Origin of the sequence: Nocardiopsis prasina DSM 43845 (genome assembly GCF_000341265.1) — a bacterium.
In the GTDB taxonomy this organism is placed as follows: domain Bacteria; phylum Actinomycetota; class Actinomycetes; order Streptosporangiales; family Streptosporangiaceae; genus Nocardiopsis; species Nocardiopsis prasina.
The window spans coordinates 1-25,620 of record NZ_ANAE01000004.1; the positions used below are offsets into that span (position 1 = coordinate 1).

The window sequence follows — 25,620 nt, forward strand, 5'->3', positions numbered from 1 at the left end:
CAGCTGCTGACCCGTCTGGCCGCGCGCGTAGAACGTGCGGGACACCTGCACGCCACCGAAGGATCGGTTGTCGAGCAGACCGCCGTACTCACGGGCGAACGGCACGCCCTGGGCCACACACTGGTCGATGATCTCGACGCTGGTCTGGGCCAGGCGGTAGACGTTCGACTCACGGGAGCGGAAGTCGCCGCCCTTAACCGTGTCGTAGAACAGGCGGTGGATGCTGTCGCCGTCGTTGCGGTAGTTCTTCGCGGCGTTGATGCCACCCTGCGCGGCGATGGAGTGCGCGCGGCGCGGGCTGTCCTGGTAACAGAACGAGATGACGTTGTAGCCCGCCTCGCCCATCGTGGCCGCGGCGGCCGCACCGGCCAGACCGGTGCCGACGATGATGACGGAGAGCTTGCGCCGGTTCGCGGGGTTGACCAGCTTGGCCGAGAAACGGCGCTGGTCCCAGCGCTCGTTGATCGGACCCTCGGGCGCCTTCTCGTCGCGGATCGGGGCGCCCTCGATGTAGAGGTCGTTCTCAGGCATTTACTTCACCAGTCCAAAGGTGACCGCCAGGGGCGGAAGCAGGAAGCCGACCGTCACGACCAGCGCGATCGCCACGGCGACGGCGTTGATCTTGCTCTGGCGGCTGGCCTTGTTGACGCCGAGGGTGGCCATGCCACTCCAGATGCCGTGCCGCAGGTGGAATCCCACGGCGATGACGGCCAGGACGTAGAACAGGGTCACGAACCAGAACTCGGGCTGGAACCCGTTCACCAGTCGTTCGAAGGGACTGTCGGACTTGCCGCCGGGTGCGACGACGTTGACCGTGAGGTGGAGGATGTGGAAGATCACGAAGAGCGCGATCAGCACACCGCCCCAGCGCATGGTGTAGGAGGCGTAGGTCCGCTGGACCCGCTTCTTCACCACGTAGCGCTGCTCACGGGCGTTGCGCGCGCGGATCGTCAGAACCGCGGCGGAGTAGATGTGGATCAGGATGCTCGCGAGGAGCACGATCCGGAAGATCCAGAGGAAACCGCTCTCGGGAAGGAGCGGGTACCCGATCTCACGCAGTGCGTGCGCGTAGCCGTCGAAGGCCTCCTGGCCCGCGAAGACCTTCAGGTTGCCGTACATGTGCGCGATCAAATACAGCACAAGGATCGCACCGGAGGCCGCCATTGCTGACTTGAGCGCCACCGTGGACCCGTAGGCCGTAGACCGCTTCTTGGTCAAGGTACTGTTCGCCACAGCCTGCCACTTTAAATTCGAGTTAAGTCTGACGTCCAAGTCATCGGGACCCTGGTGTCGATAGCCGTAGGCTATGGACCATGCAGTTCCAACAGCTGGCCTACTTCGTCGCTGTCGCCCGCACGCGCCATTTCACCCGCGCAGCAGAGCTTTCTCGCGTCGCCCAGCCGAGTTTGAGCAAACAGATCCGGAGCCTTGAGCGCGAGTTGGGCGCGCCGTTATTCAGTCGTGCTCGGGGAAACATCACACTCACTCCCGCTGGTGAGGCGCTCCTTCCGCTGGCCCAGCGCATCCTCACCGACCTCGAGACGGCCCGCCGGGAGGTGGCCGAGCTGGCTGGAGTGCGGCGGGGACGGGTGCGCCTGGGAGCGACCCCGTCGCTGTGCGCGGGACTGCTGGCCGACGTGCTCTCGGACTTCCACACGCGCTTCCCCGGGATCGAACTCCACGTGGAGGAGAGCGGCTCCCGCGACCTCATCCGGGATCTGGGGAGGGGGGAACTGGACCTGGCCCTCATCATCCTGCCACTGCAGAGCAGCGACCCGGACTTCTCGACCACCCCGATCCTCAGGGAGAACCTGGTGGTGGCCAGCCCGACCTCCCGCCCCTCCCCCAACGGGCGGGCGTCGATCCGCATCACCGAGCTGGAGCACCGCCCGCTGGTGATGTTCCGGCGCGGTTACGACGTCCGCGAGGCGACGTTGCGTGCGTGCCGCGCGTCCGGTTTCGAGCCGGACCTGGCGGTGGAGGGCGGTGAGATGGACGCCGTGCTGCGGTTCGTGGAGGCGGGGCTGGGCCTGGCCGTGGTGCCGAGCATGGTGCTGCGCAACCGCCCGGGGTTGAGGGGGACGCCGCTGGCCCGGCCGAGGCTGCTGCGCACAGTGGCGTTGGCCAGGCGCAAGGACGTGGAACCGTCCCACTCGGCGGAGGCCTTCCGCCGCCACCTCAACGAGTACCTGTTGGCGATGTCGCCGGAGGACCTGGGGCCGGACCTGGAGGTGTTGATCGCCGCCGCTGACGCGGGCGACCCCGAGCAGGAACGCCGGTGGGAGGGGCGGGAACAGGACCGCCGGTGGGAAGGGCTGGGACAGGACCGCCGGTGGGAGGGACCGGAGAGGGGCGGGGAAGGGCCTGGGGGCGGGGGTGGACCCACGGCTGACGGGCGGCCGGAGTCCGCTGACGGAGGCGGCTCCCCTTCGAACTGAGTCTCCCGGCCCACCCGGTCTGTGGTCGGTGATCAGCGGCCCGGACAGATCCGGTATCGGACGCTTCGCGCTGCTCTGTCACCGACGCTCCTCCGAACCGGAGTTCCTTCGCCACGACGCACCTCTGGGCGACCCTTGGTGGCACCCGCCGCCGGTCGTCCCCCACCGGATCCGCGCGGGAGGCAGTAATCCCCTATGCGGAACGTGGTCGCGTCATGAGTCTCAGTTCGATTTCCCGTACGCAGGTCGTGTCTGTCGCCGTCGTGGCGGTCACCGCGGCCGTCGCCTTCAGCCCACCCAGGCTGGCTCTGGCTCTGGTCTTCGCGGGACTCGCCGTTCTCGCGCTGGGCGTGGTCTTCGCCGTGGACCGAGAACGCAGAACCCTCGCCGAGAAGATGGAGGAGGTTCGCGTTCAGCTCGACGAGATGGCGCGCGACCGCCACGACGAGGTCAGCCTCGCCCGCGATCGGGACGTGCGGGTGCGCCAGACCATCCAGGAGGCCGCCGACGCCTGCGCGGACCGGACCGTGGAGGGCTGGGCCCGGCACGAACGTCAGCAGGCCAGGGTGTCCGCGCCCCTGGACCAGGCCGTGGGGTCGGGTGGAAGCCCGGAGGGACGCTCGGGTGAGGGTTCGGGTGGGCGTTCCGGCGCGCACTCGGCCGGAGACTCGGGTGGACACTCAGGTGGGCGTTCGAGTGAGGGAACGGAGCGGGAGGAGGCGCGGACCCCGGCTGAGCGGGACCTGGCCACCGCGCAGGACCTGCTCTGGAACGGCTACAGCTCCCTGGGGCTGGCACGGCTGCGCGGGCTGGGCGCGGACTCCGAGGCCAGCCCGGCCGTACGCGCCGAAGCCCACAAGACGCTCTCCAACTGGCACCGTGCGACGGGCCAGCCCGAGAGCGCCCGCGACCACGCTCACCTGGCCGATCTCTCCGCCCCGCGTGCGGCCCGGGGATCGTCCGGCGTTCCCTCGCTGCTGACCGCCCGTATCCGGGCGCCGCGTGCGGCCCGGCACTTCGACGTGGTGCTGATGTCGGACTTCCGCCTGCCCGGCGGCAGCACCGGCAGCAACCTCCAGGAGATCACCGCGCAGCGTGACGCGGGGCTGACCACCGGTCTGGTCCACCACCCGGTGCTGCGCGCCGACCAGTCCCGTGGGGTCAACCCCAAGATCCTGGCCGCCGTCGACAACGACCGGGTGCGCTTCGTCGCCCCGGACGAACGCGTCACCTGCGACCTGTTGGTGGTGCGTTTCCCGCTGATCGGCCAGCGCCCGATGGACGTCCTGCCGACGGTGGACGCGGCGCGACGGATCGTGGTCCTCAACCAGACCCCGAACCGTCGGTACGGGACGGAGGAAGGCGCGCACGAGACGGAGGCCCCGAACGAGGCGTGGAACGTCGCACGCTGTGTGAAGGGCTTCACGAGCATGCTCGGCGAGCACAGCTGGCACCCGATCAGCCCGCGGGTGCGCGAAGCGATGGTCCTGCACCACTCCTCGGAGATGGCGGGGGTTCCGCTGGCGGACGAGGACTGGACCAACGTCATCGACGTCGACGCGTGGCGGCGGGGAGGGCGCCGGAACCCGGACGGTCGGGTGCTGCTCGGCCGCCACTCGCGGGATGACCGGGACAAGTGGCCGGGGGACCCTGCGGCGCTGGCCGCCGCCTACCCGGCGCTGCCCGGTTGGGAGACGCACGTGCTGGGCGGCACGAGGTTCGCCCAGCAGACACTGGGCGGACTGCCCCCGCACTGGACCGCGCACCCGTTCGACTCGGTGGACGCGCGCGAGTTCCTGCACGAGCTGGACGCGTACGTGTACTTCACCGGTCAGGGGCACCTGGAGCCGTTCGGTCGGGCGCCGTTGGAGGCGATCGCGGTCGGTCTGCCGACGCTGCTCCCGCCCTCCTTCGCCCCGGTGTTCGGGGACGCCGCGCTCTACACGGAGCCGGAGGGTGTCCGGGCGGAGATCGAGGCGCTGATGGGCGACGAGGAACGGTACGCCCGGCAGGTGCGGATCGGTCACGAGGTGCTGCGTGAGCGGTTCAGCCACCAGGCGCACCTGCGCAGGCTGTCCGAGCTGGGGGTACGGGTTCCGGCGGAGTTCCTGGAGGCACCGAGCCCGCTGCTGGTCCCCTGACCAGGGGCCCAGGCTCGGGGGCCAGACACGGGCCCTGACTCGGGGCCCTGGCTCGGGCACAGAGGGGTGACGGGGGTGGCGGACGGTCGGGTGGACACCGGTGGAGTCGGTCCGTGTACCCCCGGGGGGGCGATGCGGGCCCTGGTGGAAATCGGCTCAGCCGGAGTGCCCGGTGAGGGCATCCCCATCGCACTTCCCCCAAGGGCGCTGGGCCGTGGGACGGCCTGAGTGAGTCGATGGGGCAATGAGCCGGTGAGCCGGTGAGCCAGTGAGTGATGGAAGTTGGGGGCGCGGCCCCGGTGGGCGCAGCCGCGCGGTGTCGCACTCGGAAAACTGCGCCCACTCCAATAACACAGGAATCCTGGTTGTCGAAAGGAAGATTGACGACATAAAGGATTTATGATCATGAACAAGCACAAATGACAATTCGATAGTGTCGCAGATCACATGAAATCCGGGCGCTTTTCCTTAACCTGGAACGTGACCGTGATCACAACGGCCTAGCGTTGCGTAACAGACCGGTTCGCTACTGCTTCCCCCGCAGCACTGCTCGCCCACAGCGATCCAGCATCCGGGAGCGGTCACGGCCACCGGAGGCACGGGTCCGCGCCCCGTCTTCGGGTCCGACCGCTCTCCACAGGAGGTGGAGACCACGGTGACCCCCACTCACGACGCGCGCCCCGGCGGCGGCCGGGCACGCCTGAGCCAGCGAACACTGCGCACCGACCGATGGTGGCTGAGCCCGACACTGACGACGTTGGGCCTGGCCACCTTTCTCGTCTACGGGGCGGCCCGGGTGTTCCAACAGGACCACTACTGGGTCCAGGAACACCACTACCTGACTCCCTTCTACTCCCCCTGCCTCGCCCAACAGTGCGTCCCCGACGCCTCGCTGTTCGGCCGCGTGCCGTGGGAGTTCCCCCCGTTCCTCCCCTACGCCCTGCTCAGCCTGCCGATCCTGCTGCTGTTCCGGGTGACCTGCTACTACTACCGCAAGGCCTACTACCGCTCGGTCTGGCAGGCACCCACCGCGTGCGCGGTGCGCGAGCCGCACCGGACCTACACGGGCGAGACCCGTCCGCTGATGCTCCCCCAGAACGGGCACCGGTACTTCTTCTACTTCGCCGGGGCCGTCGTCCTGGTCAACACCTGGGACATGCTCGTCCCGTTCTTCCATGGCACGGAGGGCGGGTTCGGGATCGGGGTCGGCAACCTCATCATGCTCACCAACGTGGTGCTGCTGTGGGGCTACACGTTCGGGTGCCACTCGTGTCGGCACATCATGGGCGGCCGACTGCGCAGCTTCGGCGGGCGCCCGGTCCGCTACTGGCTCTGGTCCCGGGCCTCCGCGCTGAACAACCGGCACATGTTGTTCGGCTGGTTGAGCATCGCGTCGCTGATGGCCACCGACGCCTACATCGCGCTGGTCGCCAGCGGCACCATCACGGACCTGCGCATCCTCAACTGAGCGGTGAACACATCCTCATCTGAGTGGTGAAGGAGTACTCGTCCCCATGCCCATCGAGCCCCCCAAGGCCTCCACACCCCCTACGGCCTCCACACCCCCCAAAGCCTCCGATCTCCCCAAGGCCGCGATGCACTCCGGCTCCGGCTCCGAGCCCGCAACGCGTCCCGGACGGGCTTCGTTCGCCACCGCGCCGTCGGAACACACCCCCTCCGCGCGGTCCGCCTCTTCCTCCTCCACTTCTTCCGTCTCTCCCTCTCCCCGGTCGAAGCACGGGGAGGAGAACGGGATCACCAGGCACCGATACGACGTCGTCGTGATCGGGGCGGGCGGTGCCGGGCTCCGCGCCGCCATCGCCGCCCGGGAACAGGGCAAACGCACCGCGATCGTCTCGAAGTCGCTCTTCGGGAAGGCCCACACGGTGATGGCGGAGGGCGGGGCCGCGGCGGCCCTCGGCAACACCAACGCCGCCGACAACTGGAAGGTGCACTTCCGCGACACCCTGCGCGGCGGCAAGTTCCTCAACGACCCGCGTATGGCCGAACTCCACGCCAGAGAGGCCCCCGAACGAATCCTGGAACTGGAGTACTGGGGTGCGCTGTTCGACCGCACGGAGGACGGACGGATCAGCCAGCGCAACTTCGGCGGGCACGAGTACCCTCGGCTCGCTCACGTGGGCGACCGCACCGGGCTGGAACTCATCCGTACCCTCCAGCAACGGATCGTGGCACTCCAGCAGGCCGACGCGGCGGAGTTCGGGAATCCGGATGAGCGCCTCACGGTGTTCGCCGAGACCGCCGTGACCAGTCTGATCAGGGAGGGCGGCGAAGACGGCCGGATCGTCGGAGCCTTCGGCTACCGGAGGGTGGATGGCGGGTTCGTGCTGTTCGAGGCCCCCACCGTCATCCTCGCCACCGGCGGCATCGGCAAGGCCTTCCGCACCACGTCCAACTCCTGGGAGTACACGGGGGACGGGCACGCTCTGGCGCTGCGCGCCGGAGCCTCGCTGATCAACATGGAGTTCGTCCAGTTCCACCCCACCGGGATGGTCTGGCCCCCGTCGGTCAAGGGCATCCTCGTCACCGAGTCCGTGCGGGGCGACGGTGGCGTACTGCGCAACTCCCGGGGCGAGCGGTTCATGTTCGACTACGTGCCCGACGTCTTCCGGTCGCAGTACGCGGAGACCGAGGAGGAGGCGGACGGCTGGTACGACGACCCGACCAGGCACCGCAGGCCGCCGGAGCTGCTGCCCCGGGACGAGGTGGCCCGTGCCATCAACAGCGAGGTGAAGGCGGGTCGAGGCTCCCCGCACGGGGGCGTGTTCCTGGACGTGTCCTCGCGGCTGCCCGCCGAGGAGATCCGACGGCGGTTGCCTTCGATGCACCACCAGTTCAAGGAGCTGGCGGACGTGGACATCACCGCTGAACCCATGGAGGTGGGCCCCACCTGCCACTACGTGATGGGTGGGGTGCGGGTGGACGCCGACACCGCCGCTTCTGACGTACCCGGGCTGTTCGCCGCCGGGGAGGTGGCGGGCGGGATGCACGGCTCCAACCGGCTGGGCGGGAACTCGCTTTCCGACTTGTTGGTGTTCGGGCGCCGGGCGGGGCTGGGTGCGGCCGCGTATGTGGACGAGTTGGAGGAGGAGTTGGAGAGGGACGAGAGGGAGGAGAGAGAGAAGAGGGAGAAGAGGGAGAAGAGGGAGGAGGAGGGTGGTGGTGAGGGGTCTCAGGGCAGTGTGAGGGCCGGGGGCGATGGCGGGTCCGCGAGCAGCGCGGCGTCCGGGAGCAGTGTGTTGGCTGGGGCGACCGCTGAGGCGGTCACCTCGTCGCTGGCCCCGCTCAAGCAGGGTGCCGGGGAGAACCCGTACGCGATCCACTCGGAACTCCAGAACACCATGAACGACCTGGTCGGGATCATCCGCAAGGGCCCTGAGGTGGAAGAGGCCCTGGAGCGGCTGGCGCGGTTGGCCGAGCGGGTGGACATGCTCAGCGCACCCGGAGATCGGGTGTACAACCCCGGCTGGCACCTGGCGCTGGCCCTGCCCAACATGCTCCTGGTGTCGGAGGCCGTGGCCCGGGCGGCGCTGGAGCGCACCGAGTCCCGGGGCGGGCACACAAGGGACGACCATCCGGAGATGTCGGCCGAGTGGCGACGGGTGAACCTGTCGGTCCGGGCGGTTGACCAGCGTGTGGAGCTGGAACGGGTTCCGATCGCGGACATCCCCGGTGAGCTTCTCGAACTCTTCGACCGGGATGAGCTGGCCAAGTACCTGACTAAGGAGGAGCTACCCGACGACGATCCGGCCGGTGCGGGTGGTGGGACGAGCAAGTCCGAGGACGCGGAGGGCTCGGGAGGTGCGAGTGGCTCGGGCGGTGCGGGCAGCTCGGAGGGCTCGGGCGGCTCGGAAGGTGCGGGTGGCGCCGAGGGTGCGGGTGGCTCGGGCGGCGGGGGTGGCTCGGAAGGTGCGGGTGGCCCAGACCAGGCGAACGACCCAGGCGGTGCGGACGGTGACCCAGGGGCACGGACGAGCGAGGAGGGCACGTCATGAGCGAACGGACGTTCCGGGTGTGGCGCGGCGGACCGGAGGGAGAGCTCACGGAGTACCAGGTGGAGGTGAACGAGGGCGAGGTCGTCCTGGACGTGCTGCACCGGCTCCAGGCAACCCAGACACCGGACATGGCGGTGCGGTGGAACTGCAAGGCGGGCAAGTGTGGTTCCTGCTCGGTGGAGATCAACGGACGACCACGCCTGTCCTGCATGACCAGGATGAGCGTGTTCGAGGACGACGAGGTCGTCACCGTGACCCCGATGCACACCTTCCCCGTGGTGCGGGACCTGGTCTGCGACGTCTCCTTCAACTACGCCAAGGCCCGGGAGATCCCGTCGTTCACCCCGGCGGCGGACACGGAACCGGGCGACTTTCGAATGCGGCAGACGGACGTGGAGCGTTCGCAGGAGTTCCGCAAGTGCATTGAGTGCTTCCTGTGCAACAACGTGTGCCACGTGATCCGCGACCACGAAGAGAACAAGGAGCACTTCTCTGGGCCGAGGTTCCTCATGCGGGTCGCTGAGCTGGAGATGCACCCCGAGGACACGGCGGATCGGCGCCAGACGGCCCAGGAGGAGTTCGGGCTCGGCTACTGCAACATCACCAAGTGCTGCACGGAGGTGTGCCCCGAGGGGATTCACATCACGGACAACGCGCTGATCCCGCTGAAGGAGCGCGTGGTGGACCGGAAGTACGACCCGCTGGTGTGGTTGGGGTCGAAGATCGGCAGACGGCCGAAGGACACCCCGATCGCTCCGAACATCCGGCACCCGAAGGAGGAGTAGAGGAGTAGAGGAGTAGGAGGAGATGGGGAAGGTTGAGGGCCGAGGCCAGTGGTGGAGAGCGCAGGGATGAGGGTGAGGGGGTGAGGGGGTGAGGGGGTGAGGGTGCCCGGGCGAAGGACAAGGGTGCAGGGGCGGGGGTGAAGAGGCGAAGGACGAGGGTGCCCGGGCGAGGGACGAGGGTGCAAGGGCGGAGGTGGAGAGGCGAAGGACGAGGGTGCAGGGGCGGGGGACGAGGCGGGGGTGAAGAGGCGGGAATGGAGGGACTAGGAGCGAGGGTGGAGGGGTGAGGCTCGCTCCTAGTCCTGAAGCAGTTGAAGGGCTGAAGCCGCCAGGGCGGCGGGGAATGTGACCCGTCGCCCTGAGAGGTCTGGGGTGTTTGGACTGGGATGCAGAATTCTCGACTTCGGTCGCACCACGGGTATAGCTTGACCGTTCCGACACCGGTGTCGCCTCTCCCCGAGCCCCGGTTGGACGGACGACGACCGGATCGGGGTGCGGGCGGGAGACGTGCCATGGCCGGGGAGTACAGCCTCAAGAACCATTTCGACGGGGCGAGCGCGCGGGCCTTGGGCGAGTCGATTCGCAGGGTGTACCCGGGGTTCGACGTCGACGGGTACGCGGTGGAGGTCGCGGGGCTTGTCGGTCCGCTGGAGCTCAAGGAACGGGTCCTGGTGATGGCGAAGGGCCTGCGCGACCGTCTGCCCGAGGACTACCCGGGCGCCGTCGGCGTGCTGGTCTCCTCTCTGGAGGCGGAAGCCCTGGGTGAGGGTGAGGGCATGTTCAACGAGGGCTTCCACCTGATGGCGGTGGCCCGGTTCGTGGAGGAGTACGGGCTGGAGCACCCGGAGGTCTCCCTGCCTGCCCTGGTCGAGATCACCAAGCGCCACACGAGTGAGTTCGCCGTGCGGCCGTTCGTGCTGCGGCACTACGAGACCACCATGGAGTTGATGCGGGCCTGCGCGCTCGACCCTGACTCCAACGTGCGCCGGTTCGCCAGTGAGGGGATCCGTCCCCGGTTGCCATGGGCCCGCAGGTTGACGAGGTTCGTCGAGGACCCGGGGCCGGTGCTGGAGGTCCTGGAGGCGTTGAGGTCGGACCCGTCGAAGTTCGTGCGCACCTCCGTCGCCAACAACCTGAACGACATGTCGAGGGAACACCCTGAGCTGGTCCTGGACGTGGCCGAGCGGTGGACCCGGGAGAGCCCGACCCCTGAGACGGCATGGATCGTCCGGCACGCGCTGCGCACCCTGGTGAAGAAGGGGGAGCAGAGGGCTCTGGCGCTGCTTGGAGCCACGGGCGGTGAGCTGGTGGGGGCGGAGGGGTTGGGCCTGAGCCCTGAGGTGCTGGAACTGGGTGGGGTACTGCTGGTGCGGGTGGATCTCGTGAACAGGGACGACCGGCCCCACACGGTGATTGTGGATTACGTGGTGCACCATGTTCGGGCCAACGGAGGGCGCAGTCCCAAAGTGTTCAAGTGGACGACGTTGGAGCTGGGTGCCGGGGAGCGGAAGCGTCTGGAGAAGAAGCATCCGGTGCGCCCCATCACGACGAGGACTTACTACCCGGGGAAACACCTGGTGGAGGTTCAGGTGAACGGGTTGGTGAAGGCGGAGGTCGGGTTCGAGTTGAGGGGTGTGGGGTGAGGGGCTTGAGGGGCTTGAGGGGGGGTGGGAGTTGTGGTGTGAGGAGGTTGAGGGTTGTGGGGGGTGTGGGTTGAGGGGGGTAAGACGCGAGGCGCGTGGGGGTGCAGGCTGAGCGGTGGCGGCTGAGGGTTGGTTCGTGGCTAGGGGCTTGGGGTGTGGGGATCTGCGTGGGTTTTCCGTTCGGGCGTCTGTAGCGGGGGTTCGGGCCACCCCCCGGTGCTGACGGGAGCCCGGAGTTCATCCAACTGAGCCAGGTGGAGGTTGATGTGGCAGCCATCAGTGGCCGCTACGCACCTCGCTGGACGTGCCCTCGGCCTCTACCACTGGCAGTATGAAAAAGCGCGAGGAACGCAGCCGGCCCACCCCCCAGGACAACCGACGTGCTCTAGAAGAACGTGTCCCCAGCACTGGCAAAAACCCCCGCCGCCCCAGCGCCGCCCACCGCACTCCCGCCAACCCGCACACACCAACGAGCGCACACACGTGCCCGTCTCTAGACCCCCAGAGTCTGAGGGGAACAGCGCCGTGCAGCTCACAACAGCACGTGGTTACGGTTCAAACCCCCAAGGGGCGCAGCGACCTGCACCCCATATCCCCCGGAGGGCGGGGCGCTTCTCGTGGTTGGGCTTCGAACCCCCTGGGGGTGCGGGGAACTGCGCCGTGCGGGTCACAACAGCACGTGGTTACGGTTCAAACCCCCCTGCGGGTGCACACCTGTGCTTCTTCGCCCTCGGGGGCGGAGGATGTCGCTTCACCTGCGTGCCCTGGCGGTGCGCGTGTCAGAAGCCTCGGGTGGTCCACTCTTCCAGGTGGTTGGCGGCTTCGGCGATGGTGGTGGACTCGCCGTGGCCGGGGTGGACGACGGTGTCGCCCGGGAGGGTGATCAGCTGGTCGCGGATGGACGCGATGATCGTGGGGAAGTCCGAGGAGGGCTGGCCGGTGGCTCCGGGGCCGTCGGGGAAGAGCGTGTCGCCGCTGAAGACCACGCCGAGTTCGGGCGAGTGGAAGGACACTCCGCCGGGGGTGTGGCCCGGGGTGTGCAGCACGTTGAGCTCCACGTCCCCCGCGCGCAGGACCTCGCCGTGCAGGAGGGGCGCGTCGGGTTCACGGTAGGGGTGCACCTGGTGCCACAGCTCGGCGTCGTCGGGGTGGAGGAGGATCGGGCAGTCCGCGAGATCGGCCAGGGCGACGGCGGCGTTGATGTGGTCGGGGTGACCGTGGGTGCACACGATCGCCATGAGTTCACGGTCGCCCAGCCCTCGGGCGATGCGCTCGTGGTCGTGGGCGGCGTCGATCACCACGGCGCTCTCGTCGTTTCCGACGATCCACACGTTGTTCTCGATGTCGGACTCGGTGCCCTCGACGCTGAAGACACCCGAGGTACGCAGTTGTTGGATGGGGGTCAAACTCTCACCGCCTCACGTTGGGGTTTCGAGCCTATCCCTCCGGGGGCGTCGGCACATGCGGTTGCGCGTCGAAGTCACGGCGCAGCGCGTACGGCTGGATCAGCCCGAGACCGTGGGCGTGTCGCGCGCGGACCTGCACCACCTGGAGGCCCTCCTCGTCGGTCAGGCTCTCGGCGAGGGCCTCGTCGATGAGGACGGTTCCCGGGCGGGCGAAGGAGGTGAGCCTGCTGGACCGGTTGACGGTGGTACCGAAGACGTCGCCGTGCAGGGTGAGGACGGGGCCGTAGGCCACGCCGACCCGGACGTCGGGGACCTCCACGTGGGTCTTCACCCCGGAGGCCAGGCGCAGGGCGATGTCCGCGGCCTGGAGGGGGGAGTCCGCGACGTAGAGGACCTCGTCGCCGAGGGTCTTGACCACCCGTCCGCCGCCGGAGGCGACGATGTCGGCGGCGGTGGCCTCGAAGCCCTCCACGACGCCCGCGAGTTCGACCTCGTCGAGTTCACGGCTCAGGGTGGTGAAGGAGACCAGGTCCGCGAAGCCCACGATCAGCGGGTAGTAGTTCGGGACGGTGTCGTTGTTGTTGGACATCACCGCGAGGGTGCGCGCCGTGGACGCGGCGAGCTGGCGGCGCCAGATGTGCAGGAGGAGCCGCTCCACGTCGGGTAGCAGCTCCTTGACCTGGTTCATCAGCGGGCTGGCGGATTCCTCGTTCTGGAAGATGAGGGTGCTCAGGATGCTGGTCTGCCAGTCCGCGAGTCTGGCCATGGTCTGACCCATGGCGCGGGCGAAGCGGACCACTCCCTCTTCGTCCAGGAGCCCCTCCTTGAGGAGGGAGTTGGTGATGCGCAACGCCTCGACGTCGCTCTCGGCGAAGATCACCGAGTCGTCACCCAGGGTGGGGAAGCCGAGGGCGCGCCAGACGCGCCCGGCCAGTTCGGGGTCGGCTTCGGCGAGCTCGACCGCCTGTTCCCTGGTGTAGACCGCTTCACCACCGAGCAGGACGGACTCGATCGCTTTCGGGTCAGGACGCGACGGCATACGTTCTCTTTCACGGCCTTACCGCACGGGGGCGGTGTGGGATGCGCCTCCAGCTTACGCCGGAGGGGGCGGGTTGGTCAGCTCGCCGGGTACTCCGGCCGCTGGGCCGCGTTGACTTGGCGGTAGATCTCCGACTGGAACCACTGGGGTCGGGGCACCCGCTGGAGGACCATGCCCTCCTGTTCGGACGCCGACTGAATGGACAACGTTCCGTACCGCATGATCCGTTCCCACAGGGTGATGTTGAAGGAGACGTCGTTGACCCTCGTCAACGGCATGTCCCGGCCCTGCTTGGAGATGATGCCGTCACGCATCATCAGCCGCCGGTTGGTGAGGATGTAGACGGTGGTCGCCCACTTGAGCATGGGGACGAACCAGAAGGCCAGGGCGGCGACGACGCCCACGGCCACCACGACTCCGGCGGCGATCAGGCTCCAGTCCTCGTTCCAGGGAACGAAGAAGAGCGCGGTGCCGACGACACCGATGATGAGGAACAGCGCCACGAACTCTCCGGCGAGGAGGGTCCAGTGTTGACGCGCGACGTGGACGAGTTCTTCGTCATCGGAGAGATAGCGGTCCGCGATAGCCATAATGGTGATAATGGCACAAGGAACGGTTATTCGCCCGGTCGGACGTGCACGACGTCCCCGGCGCTGAGGGCCCGCCCGGCGACGAGCAGCCGGGCCTGGTCGTCGACCCCGGTGGCGGTGCCGTCGAGGAAGGTGCCTCCGGGGAGGTGAACGCGGACCCGGCGGCCGATGGTCACGCACACGTCCCGGTACTCGTCGGCGAACTTCCAGGTGGTGTAACGCCTTTCGAACTCCTCAAGGACCGCGACGAGGAGGGTCTCCCGAAGGGTGTGTGCGCCTTCCGCGCGGAGTGAGGTGGCGGTCTCCACGGGGAGTTCGTCGCGCGTCTGGGAGACGTTCAGCCCCATACCGACCACGATGGCGGGGTGGGAGGGGTCGGAGAAGTCGGCCTCGGCCAGGATTCCGGCGAGCTTGGTCTCTCCGACGAGGAGGTCGTTGGGCCACTTGAGCCGTGTGTCGAGCCCGGTGGTCCTGCGCACGCCTGCGACGGCCGCCAACCCCATGAGGGGGGACACCCAGCCGAGTTGTTCCGAGGGCACCTCGGGCCGGACCAGGAGCGAGAAGGTGAGCGCGACCCCCGGTGGGGTCGTGAAGCCGCGCCCCAGCCTTCCCTTTCCGGCGGTCTGGTGTTCGGTGACCAGCACGGTCCCCTCGGGGGCCCCTTCCCTGGACCTCGCGATCAGTTCGGTGTTGGTGGACCCCGCCTCGGGCACCACCTCGACCCGCCAGAGTCCGCCGGGGCGGATCGCGTTCCGGTCCAGGGGAGGGATCTCGTTCATCCGTCCATTAGAGCAGTCAGCCGGTGTTCTGGAGTCCGGCGGCCACTCCGTTGACGGAGAGCAGGAGCAGTCGTTCCAGGTGCTCGCTGTCCTCTTCGGACAGGGACTCGGACTCCTCGCCGCGCAGTGCCTCCAGGGCGCGGAGCTGGAGGTGGCTGAGCGCGTCCACGTAGGGGTTGCGCAGGTCCACGGCGCGGGACAGGACCGCGCGGTTCTCCAGCAGGCGGCTGTGGCCGGTCACCCTGAGGACGAGTTCGCGGGTCAGGTCGTACTCCCGCAGGACCGTCTCGCTGAGTTCGGGCCGGTCCCCCAGGGCGAGGTAGCGCTCAGCGATGGTGCGGTCGGTCTTGGCCAGGCTCATCTCCGCGTTGTCCAGCAGCGACGCGAACAGCGGCCACTCCTGGTAGGCGGCCTGGAGGACGGGCAGGTCCGCCACGGCGGCCAGGCCCGTGCCGAGGCCGAACCAGCCGGGCAGGTTCACCCGGGTCTGGGTCCACGCGAACACCCACGGGATCGCCCGCAGGTCGCCCAGGCCCTTGGCGGCGCTGCGGCGGGAGGGCCGCGACCCGAGGCGGAGGTCACCGAGCTCTTCGAGTGGGCTGACCCTGGAGAACCACACCGCGAAGCCGTCGGTGTTGATGAGCGAGAGGTACGCCTCCTGGGCGGCCTCCGCGATGGTGTCCGCGTGGCGCCGGTAGCGCTCGGCGGCGGCGCGCTCGTGCTCCTGGACGGTGTCGGTGGAGGCCATCAGGACGGCGTGGCCGACCTGTTCGATGTGGCGGCGGCCGATGGCGGCCTGGCCGTAGCGGGCGAAGATGACCTCGCCCTGTTCGGTGACCTTGAACCGGCCGTCGACCGAACCCGGCGCCTGGGCGAGCAGGGCGCGGCTGGCCGGACCGCCGCCGCGGCCGAGGGAACCGCCCCGGCCGTGGAAGAGGGTGAGGCGCACGTCGTGCTCGCGGGCCCACGCGGACAGCCGGGCCTGGGCGTCGTACAGGCGCAGGGTCGCGCTGACGGGACCCACGTCCTTGGCGGAGTCGCTGTAGCCGAGCATCACCTCGAGGCGGCGGTCGTTGTCGGCCAGCCGCTGGCGGACGGGCGGGAGTTCGAGCATCCCGGCCAGCACCCGGGGTGAGGCCTCCAGGTCCGCTCCGGTCTCGAAGAGCGGGATGACGTCCAGGACGGGCACACGCTTGGGCGGCAGGGCGTGGGTGGCCAGCTTGTGGACGGCCTCGATGTCCTCGGCCGAACGGGTGAAGCTGACGATGTAGCGGCGGCAGGCCTCCACGCCGAAGCGCTCCTGGATCCAGGAGACGGTCCGGATGGTGTCGAGGACCTCCTCCGTGCGCTCCGAGAGGGGCCCGCCGGACTCCAGCTCCTTGAGCGCGGCCGCGTGGACCTCGCTGTGCTGGCGGATCTCCAGTTCGGCCAGGTGGAAGCCGAAGGTCTCGGCCTGCCACACGAGGTGCTGGAGGTCGCCGTAGGCCTGGCGGACCGCCCCGGCGGCGGCGAGCGACTCCTGGACCAGACGCAGGTCGGTGAGGAACTCGTCCGCGTCGGTGTAGGCGAGGTCGGCGTCGCGTTCGCGGGTGGCGCGCAGGCGGGCCGTGGCCAGGAGCAGGAGCTGGCGGTGGGGTTCGTTGGGTGAGCGCTGGGTGATCTCGCCCATGAGCGTGGGCTGGCCCGCCTTCGCCTCGGAGATCGCGTCCCGGAGCGCCGGGCTGGCGGGCGTGAGGTTGGAGTAGACGGTGAGGGCGCGGGCCACCCGGCCGCAGGCGGTCTCCAGGCCGCGCAGGATGTGCTCGGACTGGATGGTCATCGCCTCGCGGGTCACCTCGTGGGTGACGAAGGGGTTGCCGTCCCGGTCGCCGCCGATCCAACTGCCGTAGCGGACGAACGGCGTGGCGCGGGGCGGGCGGGTTCCGGTGCCCTCGGGGTCGATGGCGGTGTCGAGGGTCCGGTAGACCTGCGGGACGATCGAGAAAATCGTTTCGTCGAAGGCGGCCAGGGCGGTGCGGACCTCGTCGAGCGGGTTCAGCTTGGTGTAGCGCAGCTGGGAGGTGCGCCAGAGGAGGTCGATCTCCTCCAGCAGGCGGCGGTGCGCCTCGGCGGCGGCGCCGCTGCCCTCGTGTGAGGTGTGCCAGGCCTCCAGTTGGGCGCTGATGCGCAGGATGGAGGTGGAGACGGCGCGGCGCCGGGCCTCGGTGGGGTGGGCGGTGAGCACGGGGTGGAACTCCATGCCCTCGACCAGTTCGGTCAGGCGCTCCTCGCCGCCCTCTCCCTCGCGGACGGCGCGCACGGCGGCGGCCAGGGACTCGCGGGGCGGGTTCGCGGCGTCGTCGCGTTCGCGCAGGGCGCGCATGCGCTGGTGTTCCTCGGCCAGGTTGGCCAGATGGAAGTAGACCGTGAAGGCGCGGGCGACCTGCTTGGCGCGTTCCAGGGGCCAGGCCGCGACCAGGCCGGTGATCTCCTCGGTCGTGACGGTCCCGTCGCGGGCACCGATCACGGCGTGTCGGAGTTTCTCGACATCGGCGAGCAGGTCCGCGCCGCCGCTTTCGGCGAGGACCGTTCCGAGCATCTCGCCGAGCAGCTTGACGTCATTCCTGAGCTGTTCGGGGACTTCCTGGCGGGCACTGTCGCGTTCTGCGCTAACCGCTGTCATAGGGCCGACCCTACAGAGATCGCGCCTGGCGGTATGTGCGCGGGGGCTGTTTTTCGCGGTTTTGCTCAGGCGTTAACCGGTGTTCCGGAAACGGGCGTAATTCACAATTACTCACTTTTCCCTTGCCCCCTTTACACATCGTGAGCCCCAGGGGTGATACCTCGACACTCGGACACCGGGAGGCTTCACCTACTGACGAGTAACCCGGGCCGCGTGAAGGCGAACCCGACCCCCGGAGCTAACCTGGGCTGTTATGGCCACCGAAGCCCCTGAACCGCTGTCCGCGGCTGAGATCGACATCCACACGACCGCGGGCAAGCTCGCCGACCTGCGACGACGCAGGTACGAAGCCGTGCACGCCGGCTCCGAGCGGGCTGTCGAGAAGCAGCACGCCAAAGGCAAGATGACCGCACGCGAGCGGATCGACGCGCTGGTCGATCCGGGCTCCTTCGTCGAGTTCGACGCACTGGCCCGGCACCGCTCGACCAACTTCGGCCTCGACGCCAACCGCCCCTACGGGGACGGTGTGGTGACCGGCCACGGAACCGTCGACGGTCGCCCCGTCGCGGTCTTCAGCCAGGACGTCACCGTCTTCGGCGGGTCGCTGGGCGAGGTCTACGGCGAGAAGATCTGCAAGGTCCTCGACCACGCCCTCACCAACGGGTGCCCCGTCGTGGGCATCAACGAGGGCGGCGGGGCGCGCATCCAGGAGGGCGTGGTCGCTCTCGGCCTGTACGCGGAGATCTTCAAGCGCAACACCCACGCGTCCGGGGTCATCCCGCAGATCTCCCTGATCATGGGCGCCACGGCGGGCGGACACGTCTACTCCCCCGCCCTCACCGACTTCGTGGTGATGGTCGACGAGACCTCCCAGATGTTCATCACCGGTCCCGACGTCATCAAGACCGTCACCGGCGAGGACGTCTCCATGGAGGAGCTCGGCGGCGCCACCACGCACTCCAGCAAGTCGGGGGTGGCCCACTACCGGGGCTCCGACGAGCAGGACGCCATCGACTACGTGAAGTCGCTGCTGTCGCACCTGCCCGACAACAACCTGGAGGAGACCCCGCGGCTGGCTCCCGAGGACGATCCCGGCGACGAGACCACTGACACCGACCTGGCCCTGGACACCTTCGTCCCGGACTCGGCCAACCAGCCGTACGACATCAAGCAGGTCATCGAGTCGGTCCTGGACGACGGCGACTTCCTCGAGGTGCACGCCCAGTTCGCCACGAACATCGTGGTGGGCTTCGGTCGGGTCGACGGCCGTTCCGTGGGCATCGTCGCCAACCAGCCCATGAGCTTCGCGGGCTGCCTGGACATCGACGCCTCCGAGAAGGCCGCCCGGTTCGTGCGCACCTGCGACGCGTTCAACGTCCCGGTCCTCACCTTCGTGGACGTGCCCGGCTTCCTGCCCGGCACCGACCAGGAGTGGGACGGCATCATCCGCCGGGGAGCCAAGCTCCTGTACGCCTACGCCGAGGCCACCGTGCCGCTGATCACCGTGATCACCCGCAAGGCCTTCGGCGGGGCCTACGACGTGATGGGGTCCAAGCACCTGGGCGCCGACGTCAACCTGGCCTGGCCCACCGCGCAGATCGCCGTCATGGGCGCGCAGGGGGCGGTCAACATCCTGCACCGGCGCACCCTGGCCGCCGCCGACGACGTCGAGTCCGAGCGCGCCCGCTTGGTGGGTGAGTACGAGGACACCCTGCTCAACCCGTACTCGGCGGCTGAACGCGGCTACGTGGACGGGGTCATCCTGCCCTCCGAGACCCGCGTCCAGGTGGCCAAGGCGCTGAAGGCGCTGCGCAACAAGCGCAAACAGCTGCCGCCCAAGAAGCACGGGAACATCCCGCTGTGAGCGCCCAGGAGAAGGCGTCCCCGCACCTGGTCGTGGTCCGGGGTGAGCCCACCGAGGAGGAGCTCGCCGTCCTCACCGCCGTGCTCACCGCCCGCGCCGCGGCGGCCCGCGCGGGCTCCGAGGCGCCCGAGCCAGAGCGGCCCGCGTCGGGCTGGCGGGACCGCGCGCACCACATGCGCGTCCCGCCGCGCCCCGGCCCCGGCGCCTGGCGCCTGAGCACCAGGTGACCCTGACGTGCTCCCCCGTTACCCAGACCCTTCGTCGAGCGGTCGGCGTGTGACCCGCTCCGTGCTCCAGCTGGAGGATTTCCACCGTGCGTAAAGTTCTGATCGCCAACCGAGGCGAGATCGCCGTGCGCATCGCCCGCGCCTGCCGCGACGCCGGGATCGCCAGCGTCGCCGTCTACGCCGAACCCGACCTGGACGCCCTGCACGTCAAGGTCTCCGACGAGGCGCACAGCCTGGGCGGCTCCACCCCGGCCGACTCCTACCTGGACATCGGCAAGCTCCTGGCGATCGCCGCCTCCTCCGGCGCGGACGCCGTCCACCCCGGCTACGGGTTCCTGGCCGAGAACGCCGACTTCGCCCAGGCCGTCATCGACGCCGGGCTGACCTGGATCGGCCCACCCCCGTCCGCGATCACCGCCCTGGGCGACAAGGTCCAGGCCCGACACATCGCGCAGAAGGTCGGCGCACCCCTGGTCGCGGGCACACCCGACCCGGTGGAGTCCGCCGAGGAGGTCGTGGCCTTCGCCACCGAGCACGGGCTGCCGATCGCGATCAAGGCCGCCTTCGGCGGCGGCGGCCGCGGCCTGAAGGTGGCGTACACGCTGGACGAGGTCGCCGACGCCTACGAGTCGGCGGTGCGCGAGGCGGTGACCGCGTTCGGTCGCGGCGAGTGCTTCGTGGAGCGCTACCTGGACAAGCCGCGCCACGTCGAGACCCAGTGCCTGGCCGACACCCACGGCAACGTCGTGGTGGTCTCCACCCGTGACTGCTCCCTCCAGCGCCGCCACCAGAAGCTGGTCGAGGAGGCACCCGCGCCGTTCCTGTCCCCCGACCAGACAGAGCGCCTGTACAGCGCCTCCAAGGCCATCCTCAAGGAGGCGGGCTACGTCGGCGCGGGCACCTGCGAGTTCCTCGTCGGGGTGGACGGCACCATCTCGTTCCTGGAGGTCAACACCCGCCTACAGGTCGAACACCCGGTCACCGAGGAGGTCACCGGCATCGACCTGGTCCGCGAGATGTTCCGCGTCGCGGACGGCGAGGAGCTGGGCTACGGCGACCCCGAGATCCGCGGCCACTCCTTCGAGTTCCGGATCAACGCCGAGGACCCGGGCCGGGGCTTCATGCCCGCCCCCGGCACCATCACCGCCCTGAACCTGCCCGGCGGGCCCGGGGTGCGGGTGGACACCGGCTGCGAGGCCGGGTTCACCGTCCCGCAGGCCTTCGACTCGATGGTCGCCAAGCTGATCGTCACCGGACGCACCCGCACCGAGGCGCTCCAGCGCTCCAAACGGGCCCTGGCCGAGTTCACCGTGGGCGGGATGCCCACGGTGATCCCCTTCCACCAGGCCGTCGTCGAGGACCCGGCGTTCGCCCCGGCCGACCCCGACCAGCCGTTCGGGGTGTACACGCGCTGGATCGAGTCCGAGTTCGACAACCACATCGCGCCCTGGTCGGGTGAGCCCGGCACGGCCGAGCCGGTCGAGCGGGAGACCGTGACGGTGGAGGTCGGCGGCAGGCGCGTCGAGGTCGTCCTGCCCGCGTCGCTGGGCGCCGCGGCGGCCCCGGAGGCCGGGAACGGCGGCGGGCGCAGGAAGCGCGCGGCCCGCAAGGGCGGCGCCGCTGCGGCGGCAGGTGGGGACTCCCTGGTCTCGCCGATGCAGGGCACCGTGGTCAAGCTGGTGGCCCAGGAGGGCCAGCAGGTGGCCGAGGGCGAGACGGTGGTGGTCATCGAGGCCATGAAGATGGAGCAGCCGCTCACCGCCCACCGAGCCGGGGTCGTGACCGGCCTCAAGGTCACCCCCGGCGAGACCGTCGGCAACGGCGCGGTGGTCTGCGACATCAAGGACGCGTAGGCGTTCCGGCCCCCGGGGCACGGGAGGGGAGGCACCGCGTCGGTGCCTCCCCTCCGCCGTCCCCGGGGTGATCCTCGTCGCGTCCGGAGACGGGAAGATCCAGCACAGTAAGGGCTCCTGTGCACGCCTTCGGGAAGAACGTCCGACTGTGTATGGAAAAGGTAAGTGATACGGGTTATTGTTCTCGACTGTGACGAACATCTGGGGACTGACGCGAAGGTGGCACATCGACCTGTGCCGCTTCAGCAGCCACGCGTGTAGCTAGGTCCACGCGCGCCCGCGCCCTCGGCCGGGCAGCGCGCCGCTCACCCTTCCCAGGTCACCCTTCCCGGTGATGCCCGACCCATCCCCTGCGCCGAGCTCCCGCGGCCCGCCGCGCCGACCCGTGACGTCGAACGCGAGCGCCCGGCCACCCATTACTGGAGTCATCCTTCCGTGTCTGAGCAGACCACAGTTCCCAGACGTAAGCCGCGTTTCCCGTTCGCCGCACAGGTCCTCGCCGGTGTGGTGCTGGGCATCGTCCTCGGTGTCGTCGCCCTCCAGATCGGTCCCGTCGGCGACGGTGAGCCCAACTGGCTGGCCGTCACCCTCCAGACCGTCGGTTCGACCTTCGTCGCGCTGCTGCGCACGATCGTGCCGCCGCTGATCGTCCTGGCCGTCATCTCCTCCATCGCCAACCTGCGCAACGTCGCCAACGCCGCGCGCCTGGCCTGGAAGACCCTCCTCTGGTTCGCCATCACCGCGCTGGTCTCCGTGGCCATCGCGATCGTGATCGGCCTGACCCTGCGCCCCGGCCTGAACAGCGCCGTGGACGCGGGCACCGCCGCGGAGCCCTCCACCACCGGCTCCTGGCTGGCCTTCATCGAGAGCATCGTCCCGGCCAACTTCCTGGGCCTGGCCGCGAGCACCTCCGCCGCCGACGACGGCTCGCTGAGCACGTCGCTGTCGTTCAACGTGCTCCAGCTGATCGTCATCGCCGTGGTCCTGGGCATCGCCGCAGTGAAGGTCGGCAAGCCCGCCGAGCCCTTCATCGCGTTCACCTCCTCCACGCTGGAGGTCGTGCTCAAGGCCCTGTGGTGGGTCATCCGCCTCGCCCCGATCGGCACCGTGGGTCTGCTGGGCAACGCCGTCTACAGCTACGGCTGGACCACCATCGGCGCGCTCGGCCAGTTCACGATCGCGATCTACCTCGGCCTGGCCCTGGTGCTGTTCGTCGTCTACCCGGTGGTCGCCCGCCTCAACGGCCTCTCCCCGGTCAAGTACTTCACCGGTGTGTGGCCCGCCGTCCAGCTCGGCTTCGTGTCGCGCTCCTCGCTGGGCACCCTGCCCGTCACCCAGCGCGTCGCCGAGCAGAACCTCGGCGTGCCGCGCCACTACTCCGCCTTCGCTGTGCCGTTCGGCGCCACCACGAAGATGGACGGCTGCGCCGCGATCTACCCGGCGATCTCGGCGATCTTCGTCGCCCAGTTCTTCGGCCTGAGCCTCGGCCTGACCGACTACCTGCTGATCGTGTTCGTCTCGGTGATCGGTTCCGCCGCCACCGCGGGCACCACCGGCGCCACCGTCATGCTGACCCTGACCCTGTCCACGCTGGGTCTGCCCCTGGAGGGCGTGGGTCTGCTGTTGGCCGTCGACCCGATCCTGGACATGGGCCGTACCGCCACCAACGTGGCCGGTCAGGCGCTGATCCCCGCGATCGTCGCCAAGCGCGAGGGCATCCTCGACGTGGTCCGCTACAACGCCCCGCGCGGCATCACCGGCTTCGTCCCGGAGGACCAGCCCGGCACCGTCACCGGTGACGCGATCGCCGCCGAGCGCGCGGAGGCCGAACGCGCCGCCGCCGAGGGTCCGCAGGACCGGGCCTCCTCGGAGCAGGACTCCGATCTCGCGGAGTCCGCCGCACGGAGCTAGCCGCTCCCCGCACCACGACGAGGCCCGCCGAGTTCCGCTCGGCGGGCCTCGTCGTTCCTCCGCACCGCCACCCCTGACGGCAAGAAACCGGACACGGAGGCTGACCTCGGGAACTGTGGGGGCCTCCTGTTCGTCCTGTGGTTGAGGGAGGCGAGAGGATCGACATGTTGCGCCGCTTGGTAACACCCACAGTGCTGACCGCCGGGCTCGCGGCGGCGATGGTGACGGTGGGAGCGGCTTCGGCCGCCGCCGACACCGGGACCGAACCCCCGCAGACGCAGGACATCGTCGCGGAGCTGGAGAACGACGGGGTCTTCGTCGACCCGTCGATCGAGGGCTTCCCGAGCGGTGACGAGGCCGCCCTGGAGGCGGCCGTCGCGAACGCGGACAGCCCCGTCTACTACGTGCTCCTGCCGAGGGAGGTCGCCACCTCCGAGGCCGGGGTGAACGCCGTGCTGGCGCCGGTCATGGCCGAGGTCGGCGACGGCGCCTACGGCGTCCTGGGCGGGAGCGAGCACCTCTACGTCACCTCCCCCAACCTGGAGGACACCGACGCCATCAGGGAGGTCGCGCTCTCGGAGGGCGGCAACAACCCGACGGACGCCCTTGTGGCGGTGCCCGAGGCCGTCCAGACCACCGAGACCGCCAACGAAGCCCCGACCGGGGGCGGCGGCTCGGGACTGGTGCTGCTCACCGTCCTGGTGCTGGTCGCCGCCGCGGGCGGCTGGTACGTGTACAACGCCCGCAAGAAGCGCGAGGCCGAGAAGGCCAAGCAGCTCCAGGAGATCAAGCAGATGGCCACCGAGGACGTCGTCCGCCTCGGTGAGGACGTCGCCCGCCTGGAGATCGACCTGTCCCAGGTGGACGAGGCCACCCGCAGCGACTACTCGCGGGCCATGGACTCCTACGACCAGGCCAAGGCCCAACTGGACACCATCCAGGAGCCCGAGCAGGTCAAGCAGGTGACCAGTGCCCTGGAGGACGGCCGCTACTACATGTCCGCCACCCGGGCCCGGATGAACGGCGAGCCGGTGCCGGCGCGGCGCGGCCCCTGCTTCTTCAACCCGCAGCACGGACCGTCCAGCGAGGACGTCACCTGGGCCCCGCCCGGCGGGTCCCCCCGGTCGGTCACCGCGTGCGCGGTCTGCGCCCAGGCGGTGCGCACCGGCGGCCAGCCGGACGTGCGCATGGTCGAGGTGGACGGTGAGCGCCGTCCGTACTACGACGCCGGTCCCGCGTACTCGCCCTACGCCGGCGGCTACTTCGGCATGAACATGATGATGGGCATGTTCACCGGCATGATGATGGGCTCCATGATGGGGTCGATGATGGGCGGCGGCATGATGGACGCCGGAGGGGACATGGGCGACGGCGGCGGAGGCGACTTCGACGGCGGCGGCGACTTCGGGGACTTCGGCGGCTTCGACTTCTAGCCGCTGACGCCACACGCGAGAACAGGCCCCGGGAGAGGTGAACTCTCCCGGGGCCCTTCGCGTGTCCTACTCCCGGCGCCCGGCGGGGGCGGCGGATTCCTGGTGGACGCCCTCCACCCAGCGCTGAACGGCTTCGGCGGTCTCCACCGGCGTCGCCTCGGTGGTGTCGAGCAGGGTGACGGGCGGCCGCAGCTCCTCGGCCTCGGCCGTCAGCCAGTCCTGGTGGTCCAGTGTCTCGGCGATCCTGGCCTCGTCCCAGCCGCGCCAGGACGGACGCCCCCGCAGCCTCTCGGCGAGCGGACGCGGTTCACAGGTGAGCGCGAGGTAGTGGACGCCCGAGAAGAGCGCGCGCTCGGGCAGGTGCTCCAGCTCGGGCGGGACCACGGTTCCGCAGAGCACGACGGGCCGCCCGCTCTGCTGGACCATGGCGGCGGTGCGGAGCCAGGTGGAGCGGAACAGGCGGTGGTCGTCGGCCGGGTCGCGCAGGCCGCCCACCCAGAGGAGGTCCTGTTCGAGGACGACGAACCCCTCCCCCAGGCGTGCCAGGAGTTCCCTGGCCACGGTGGACTTGCCCGTGCCGCTGGGCCCCGTGACGCACAGGAGCGGCAGCCGAAGAAAGGGACGGGTCAGACCGCAGGAGGAGCAGCGGAGCAGGTGCTCCCCTGCTCCCGTGTCGGGTTCCCCGTCCCACTCCCCGCAGTGAGTACAAATCAGCGGGTGCACGGCCGTTACCTCTGCGGCTAGTCGAAGAGCTGTTCCAGGAACCCCTTGCGGCGATGCCGGTAGGGGCGGGGGGAGTCGTTGTAGCCGCCGCGGTAGGCGGGGGGGGGGGC

18 protein-coding genes and 1 pseudogene are annotated in these 25,620 nt (G+C 69.5%); 11 read left to right on the top strand and 8 right to left on the bottom strand.

Translation table 11 applies throughout. From position 1 onward, the window contains the following. Both D452_RS27300 and D452_RS0100360 read right to left on the bottom strand, forming a co-directional pair. On the bottom strand, positions 1-531 hold a 531-nt coding region (locus tag D452_RS27300), incomplete at its 3' end, for an FAD-binding protein (protein WP_040692635.1). Further along, positions 532-1,182 (bottom strand): succinate dehydrogenase cytochrome b subunit, encoded by a 651-nt coding sequence (locus D452_RS0100360; protein ID WP_083927415.1) that lies wholly within the window; start codon positions 1,180-1,182, stop codon positions 532-534. It abuts the gene before it with no gap. 131 nt (positions 1,183-1,313) lie between these two features. On the opposite strand from D452_RS0100360, the pseudogene D452_RS27305 reads away from it, so the two are divergent. The 6 genes and pseudogenes from D452_RS27305 to D452_RS0100395 all read left to right on the top strand — a co-directional run. Then, positions 1,314-2,261, top strand: a pseudogene (locus tag D452_RS27305) (LysR family transcriptional regulator); the annotation flags it as partial. Between the two features lie 425 nt (positions 2,262-2,686). Further along, a complete protein-coding gene (locus D452_RS27310; protein WP_017542199.1) occupies positions 2,687-4,579 on the top strand; it encodes a glycosyltransferase family protein in 1,893 nt (630 codons plus the stop codon). Between the two features lie 655 nt (positions 4,580-5,234). Further along, positions 5,235-6,047, top strand: a complete 813-nt coding sequence (locus D452_RS0100380) for a hypothetical protein (protein WP_040692653.1) — start codon at positions 5,235-5,237, stop codon at positions 6,045-6,047. Between the two features lie 286 nt (positions 6,048-6,333). Further along, entirely contained in the window at positions 6,334-8,595 is a 2,262-nt protein-coding gene (locus D452_RS31135; protein ID WP_040692657.1) for a fumarate reductase/succinate dehydrogenase flavoprotein subunit, read from the top strand. Then, on the top strand, positions 8,592-9,380 hold the full coding sequence (locus D452_RS0100390; RefSeq protein WP_017542203.1) for a succinate dehydrogenase/fumarate reductase iron-sulfur subunit: 789 nt from the start codon (positions 8,592-8,594) through the stop codon (positions 9,378-9,380). Before D452_RS31135 ends, D452_RS0100390 begins: the two co-directional genes overlap by 4 nt. Positions 9,381-9,892: 512 nt before the next feature. Further along, positions 9,893-11,023: a DNA alkylation repair protein gene (locus tag D452_RS0100395; protein WP_017542204.1), complete on the top strand. Its 1,131-nt coding sequence runs from the start codon at positions 9,893-9,895 to the stop codon at positions 11,021-11,023. Between the two features lie 779 nt (positions 11,024-11,802). On the opposite strand, the gene D452_RS0100400 is transcribed toward D452_RS0100395, so the two are convergent. From D452_RS0100400 to D452_RS0100420, 5 genes are all read right to left on the bottom strand, one after another. Continuing rightward, positions 11,803-12,429 (bottom strand): MBL fold metallo-hydrolase, encoded by a 627-nt coding sequence (locus tag D452_RS0100400; protein ID WP_017542205.1) that lies wholly within the window; start codon positions 12,427-12,429, stop codon positions 11,803-11,805. Between the two features lie 31 nt (positions 12,430-12,460). Further along, positions 12,461-13,468, bottom strand: a complete 1,008-nt coding sequence (locus D452_RS0100405) for an adenylate/guanylate cyclase domain-containing protein (protein ID WP_017542206.1) — start codon at positions 13,466-13,468, stop codon at positions 12,461-12,463. A gap of 77 nt (positions 13,469-13,545) precedes the next feature. Beyond that, positions 13,546-14,058: a PH domain-containing protein gene (locus tag D452_RS0100410; protein WP_017542207.1), complete on the bottom strand. Its 513-nt coding sequence runs from the start codon at positions 14,056-14,058 to the stop codon at positions 13,546-13,548. A 26-nt stretch (positions 14,059-14,084) separates the two neighbouring features. Next, on the bottom strand, positions 14,085-14,837 hold the full coding sequence (locus D452_RS0100415; protein WP_017542208.1) for a biotin--[acetyl-CoA-carboxylase] ligase: 753 nt from the start codon (positions 14,835-14,837) through the stop codon (positions 14,085-14,087). A 16-nt stretch (positions 14,838-14,853) separates the two neighbouring features. Next, positions 14,854-17,415 (bottom strand): phosphoenolpyruvate carboxylase, encoded by a 2,562-nt coding sequence (locus D452_RS0100420; RefSeq protein WP_017542209.1) that lies wholly within the window; start codon positions 17,413-17,415, stop codon positions 14,854-14,856. A gap of 337 nt (positions 17,416-17,752) precedes the next feature. Here D452_RS0100420 and D452_RS0100425 point away from each other — a divergent pair, with 337 nt between their 5' ends. The 5 genes from D452_RS0100425 to D452_RS0100445 all read left to right on the top strand — a co-directional run bounded on the left by D452_RS0100425 (position 17,753) and on the right by D452_RS0100445 (position 24,787). Further along, positions 17,753-19,363: an acyl-CoA carboxylase subunit beta gene (locus tag D452_RS0100425; RefSeq protein ID WP_017542210.1), complete on the top strand. Its 1,611-nt coding sequence runs from the start codon at positions 17,753-17,755 to the stop codon at positions 19,361-19,363. After that, positions 19,360-19,590: an acyl-CoA carboxylase subunit epsilon gene (locus D452_RS0100430; RefSeq protein WP_017542211.1), complete on the top strand. Its 231-nt coding sequence runs from the start codon at positions 19,360-19,362 to the stop codon at positions 19,588-19,590. The genes D452_RS0100425 and D452_RS0100430 overlap by 4 nt, the downstream gene beginning before the upstream one ends. Positions 19,591-19,676: 86 nt before the next feature. Then, positions 19,677-21,443, top strand: a complete 1,767-nt coding sequence (locus D452_RS0100435) for an acetyl/propionyl/methylcrotonyl-CoA carboxylase subunit alpha (protein ID WP_017542212.1) — start codon at positions 19,677-19,679, stop codon at positions 21,441-21,443. A gap of 435 nt (positions 21,444-21,878) precedes the next feature. Next, entirely contained in the window at positions 21,879-23,354 is a 1,476-nt protein-coding gene (locus tag D452_RS27320; RefSeq protein ID WP_040692639.1) for a dicarboxylate/amino acid:cation symporter, read from the top strand. 191 nt (positions 23,355-23,545) lie between these two features. Further along, positions 23,546-24,787, top strand: coding sequence for a hypothetical protein (locus D452_RS0100445; RefSeq protein ID WP_017542214.1), 1,242 nt, complete (start codon positions 23,546-23,548; stop codon positions 24,785-24,787). 66 nt (positions 24,788-24,853) lie between these two features. Here the strand turns inward: D452_RS0100445 and D452_RS0100450 are convergent, their stop codons facing one another. Further along, a complete protein-coding gene (locus D452_RS0100450; RefSeq protein ID WP_026128842.1) occupies positions 24,854-25,510 on the bottom strand; it encodes an AAA family ATPase in 657 nt (218 codons plus the stop codon). Between the last annotated feature and the right edge of the window lie 110 nt (positions 25,511-25,620).

What these genes read in the sequence shown, in the direction of transcription:
- D452_RS0100390 (WP_017542203.1), top strand. Translation starts at nt 8,592, where the DNA reads ATGAGCGAACGGACGTTCCGGGTGTGGCGCGGCGGACCGGAGGGAGAG.
- D452_RS0100395 (WP_017542204.1), top strand. Translation starts at nt 9,893, where the DNA reads ATGGCCGGGGAGTACAGCCTCAAGAACCATTTCGACGGGGCGAGCGCG.
- D452_RS0100405 (WP_017542206.1), bottom strand. Translation starts at nt 13,468, where the DNA reads ATGCCGTCGCGTCCTGACCCGAAAGCGATCGAGTCCGTCCTGCTCGGT.
- D452_RS0100410 (WP_017542207.1), bottom strand. Translation starts at nt 14,058, where the DNA reads ATGGCTATCGCGGACCGCTATCTCTCCGATGACGAAGAACTCGTCCAC.
- D452_RS0100415 (WP_017542208.1), bottom strand. Translation starts at nt 14,837, where the DNA reads ATGAACGAGATCCCTCCCCTGGACCGGAACGCGATCCGCCCCGGCGGA.
- D452_RS0100420 (WP_017542209.1), bottom strand. Translation starts at nt 17,415, where the DNA reads ATGCTCGGAACGGTCCTCGCCGAAAGCGGCGGCGCGGACCTGCTCGCC.
- D452_RS0100425 (WP_017542210.1), top strand. Translation starts at nt 17,753, where the DNA reads ATGGCCACCGAAGCCCCTGAACCGCTGTCCGCGGCTGAGATCGACATC.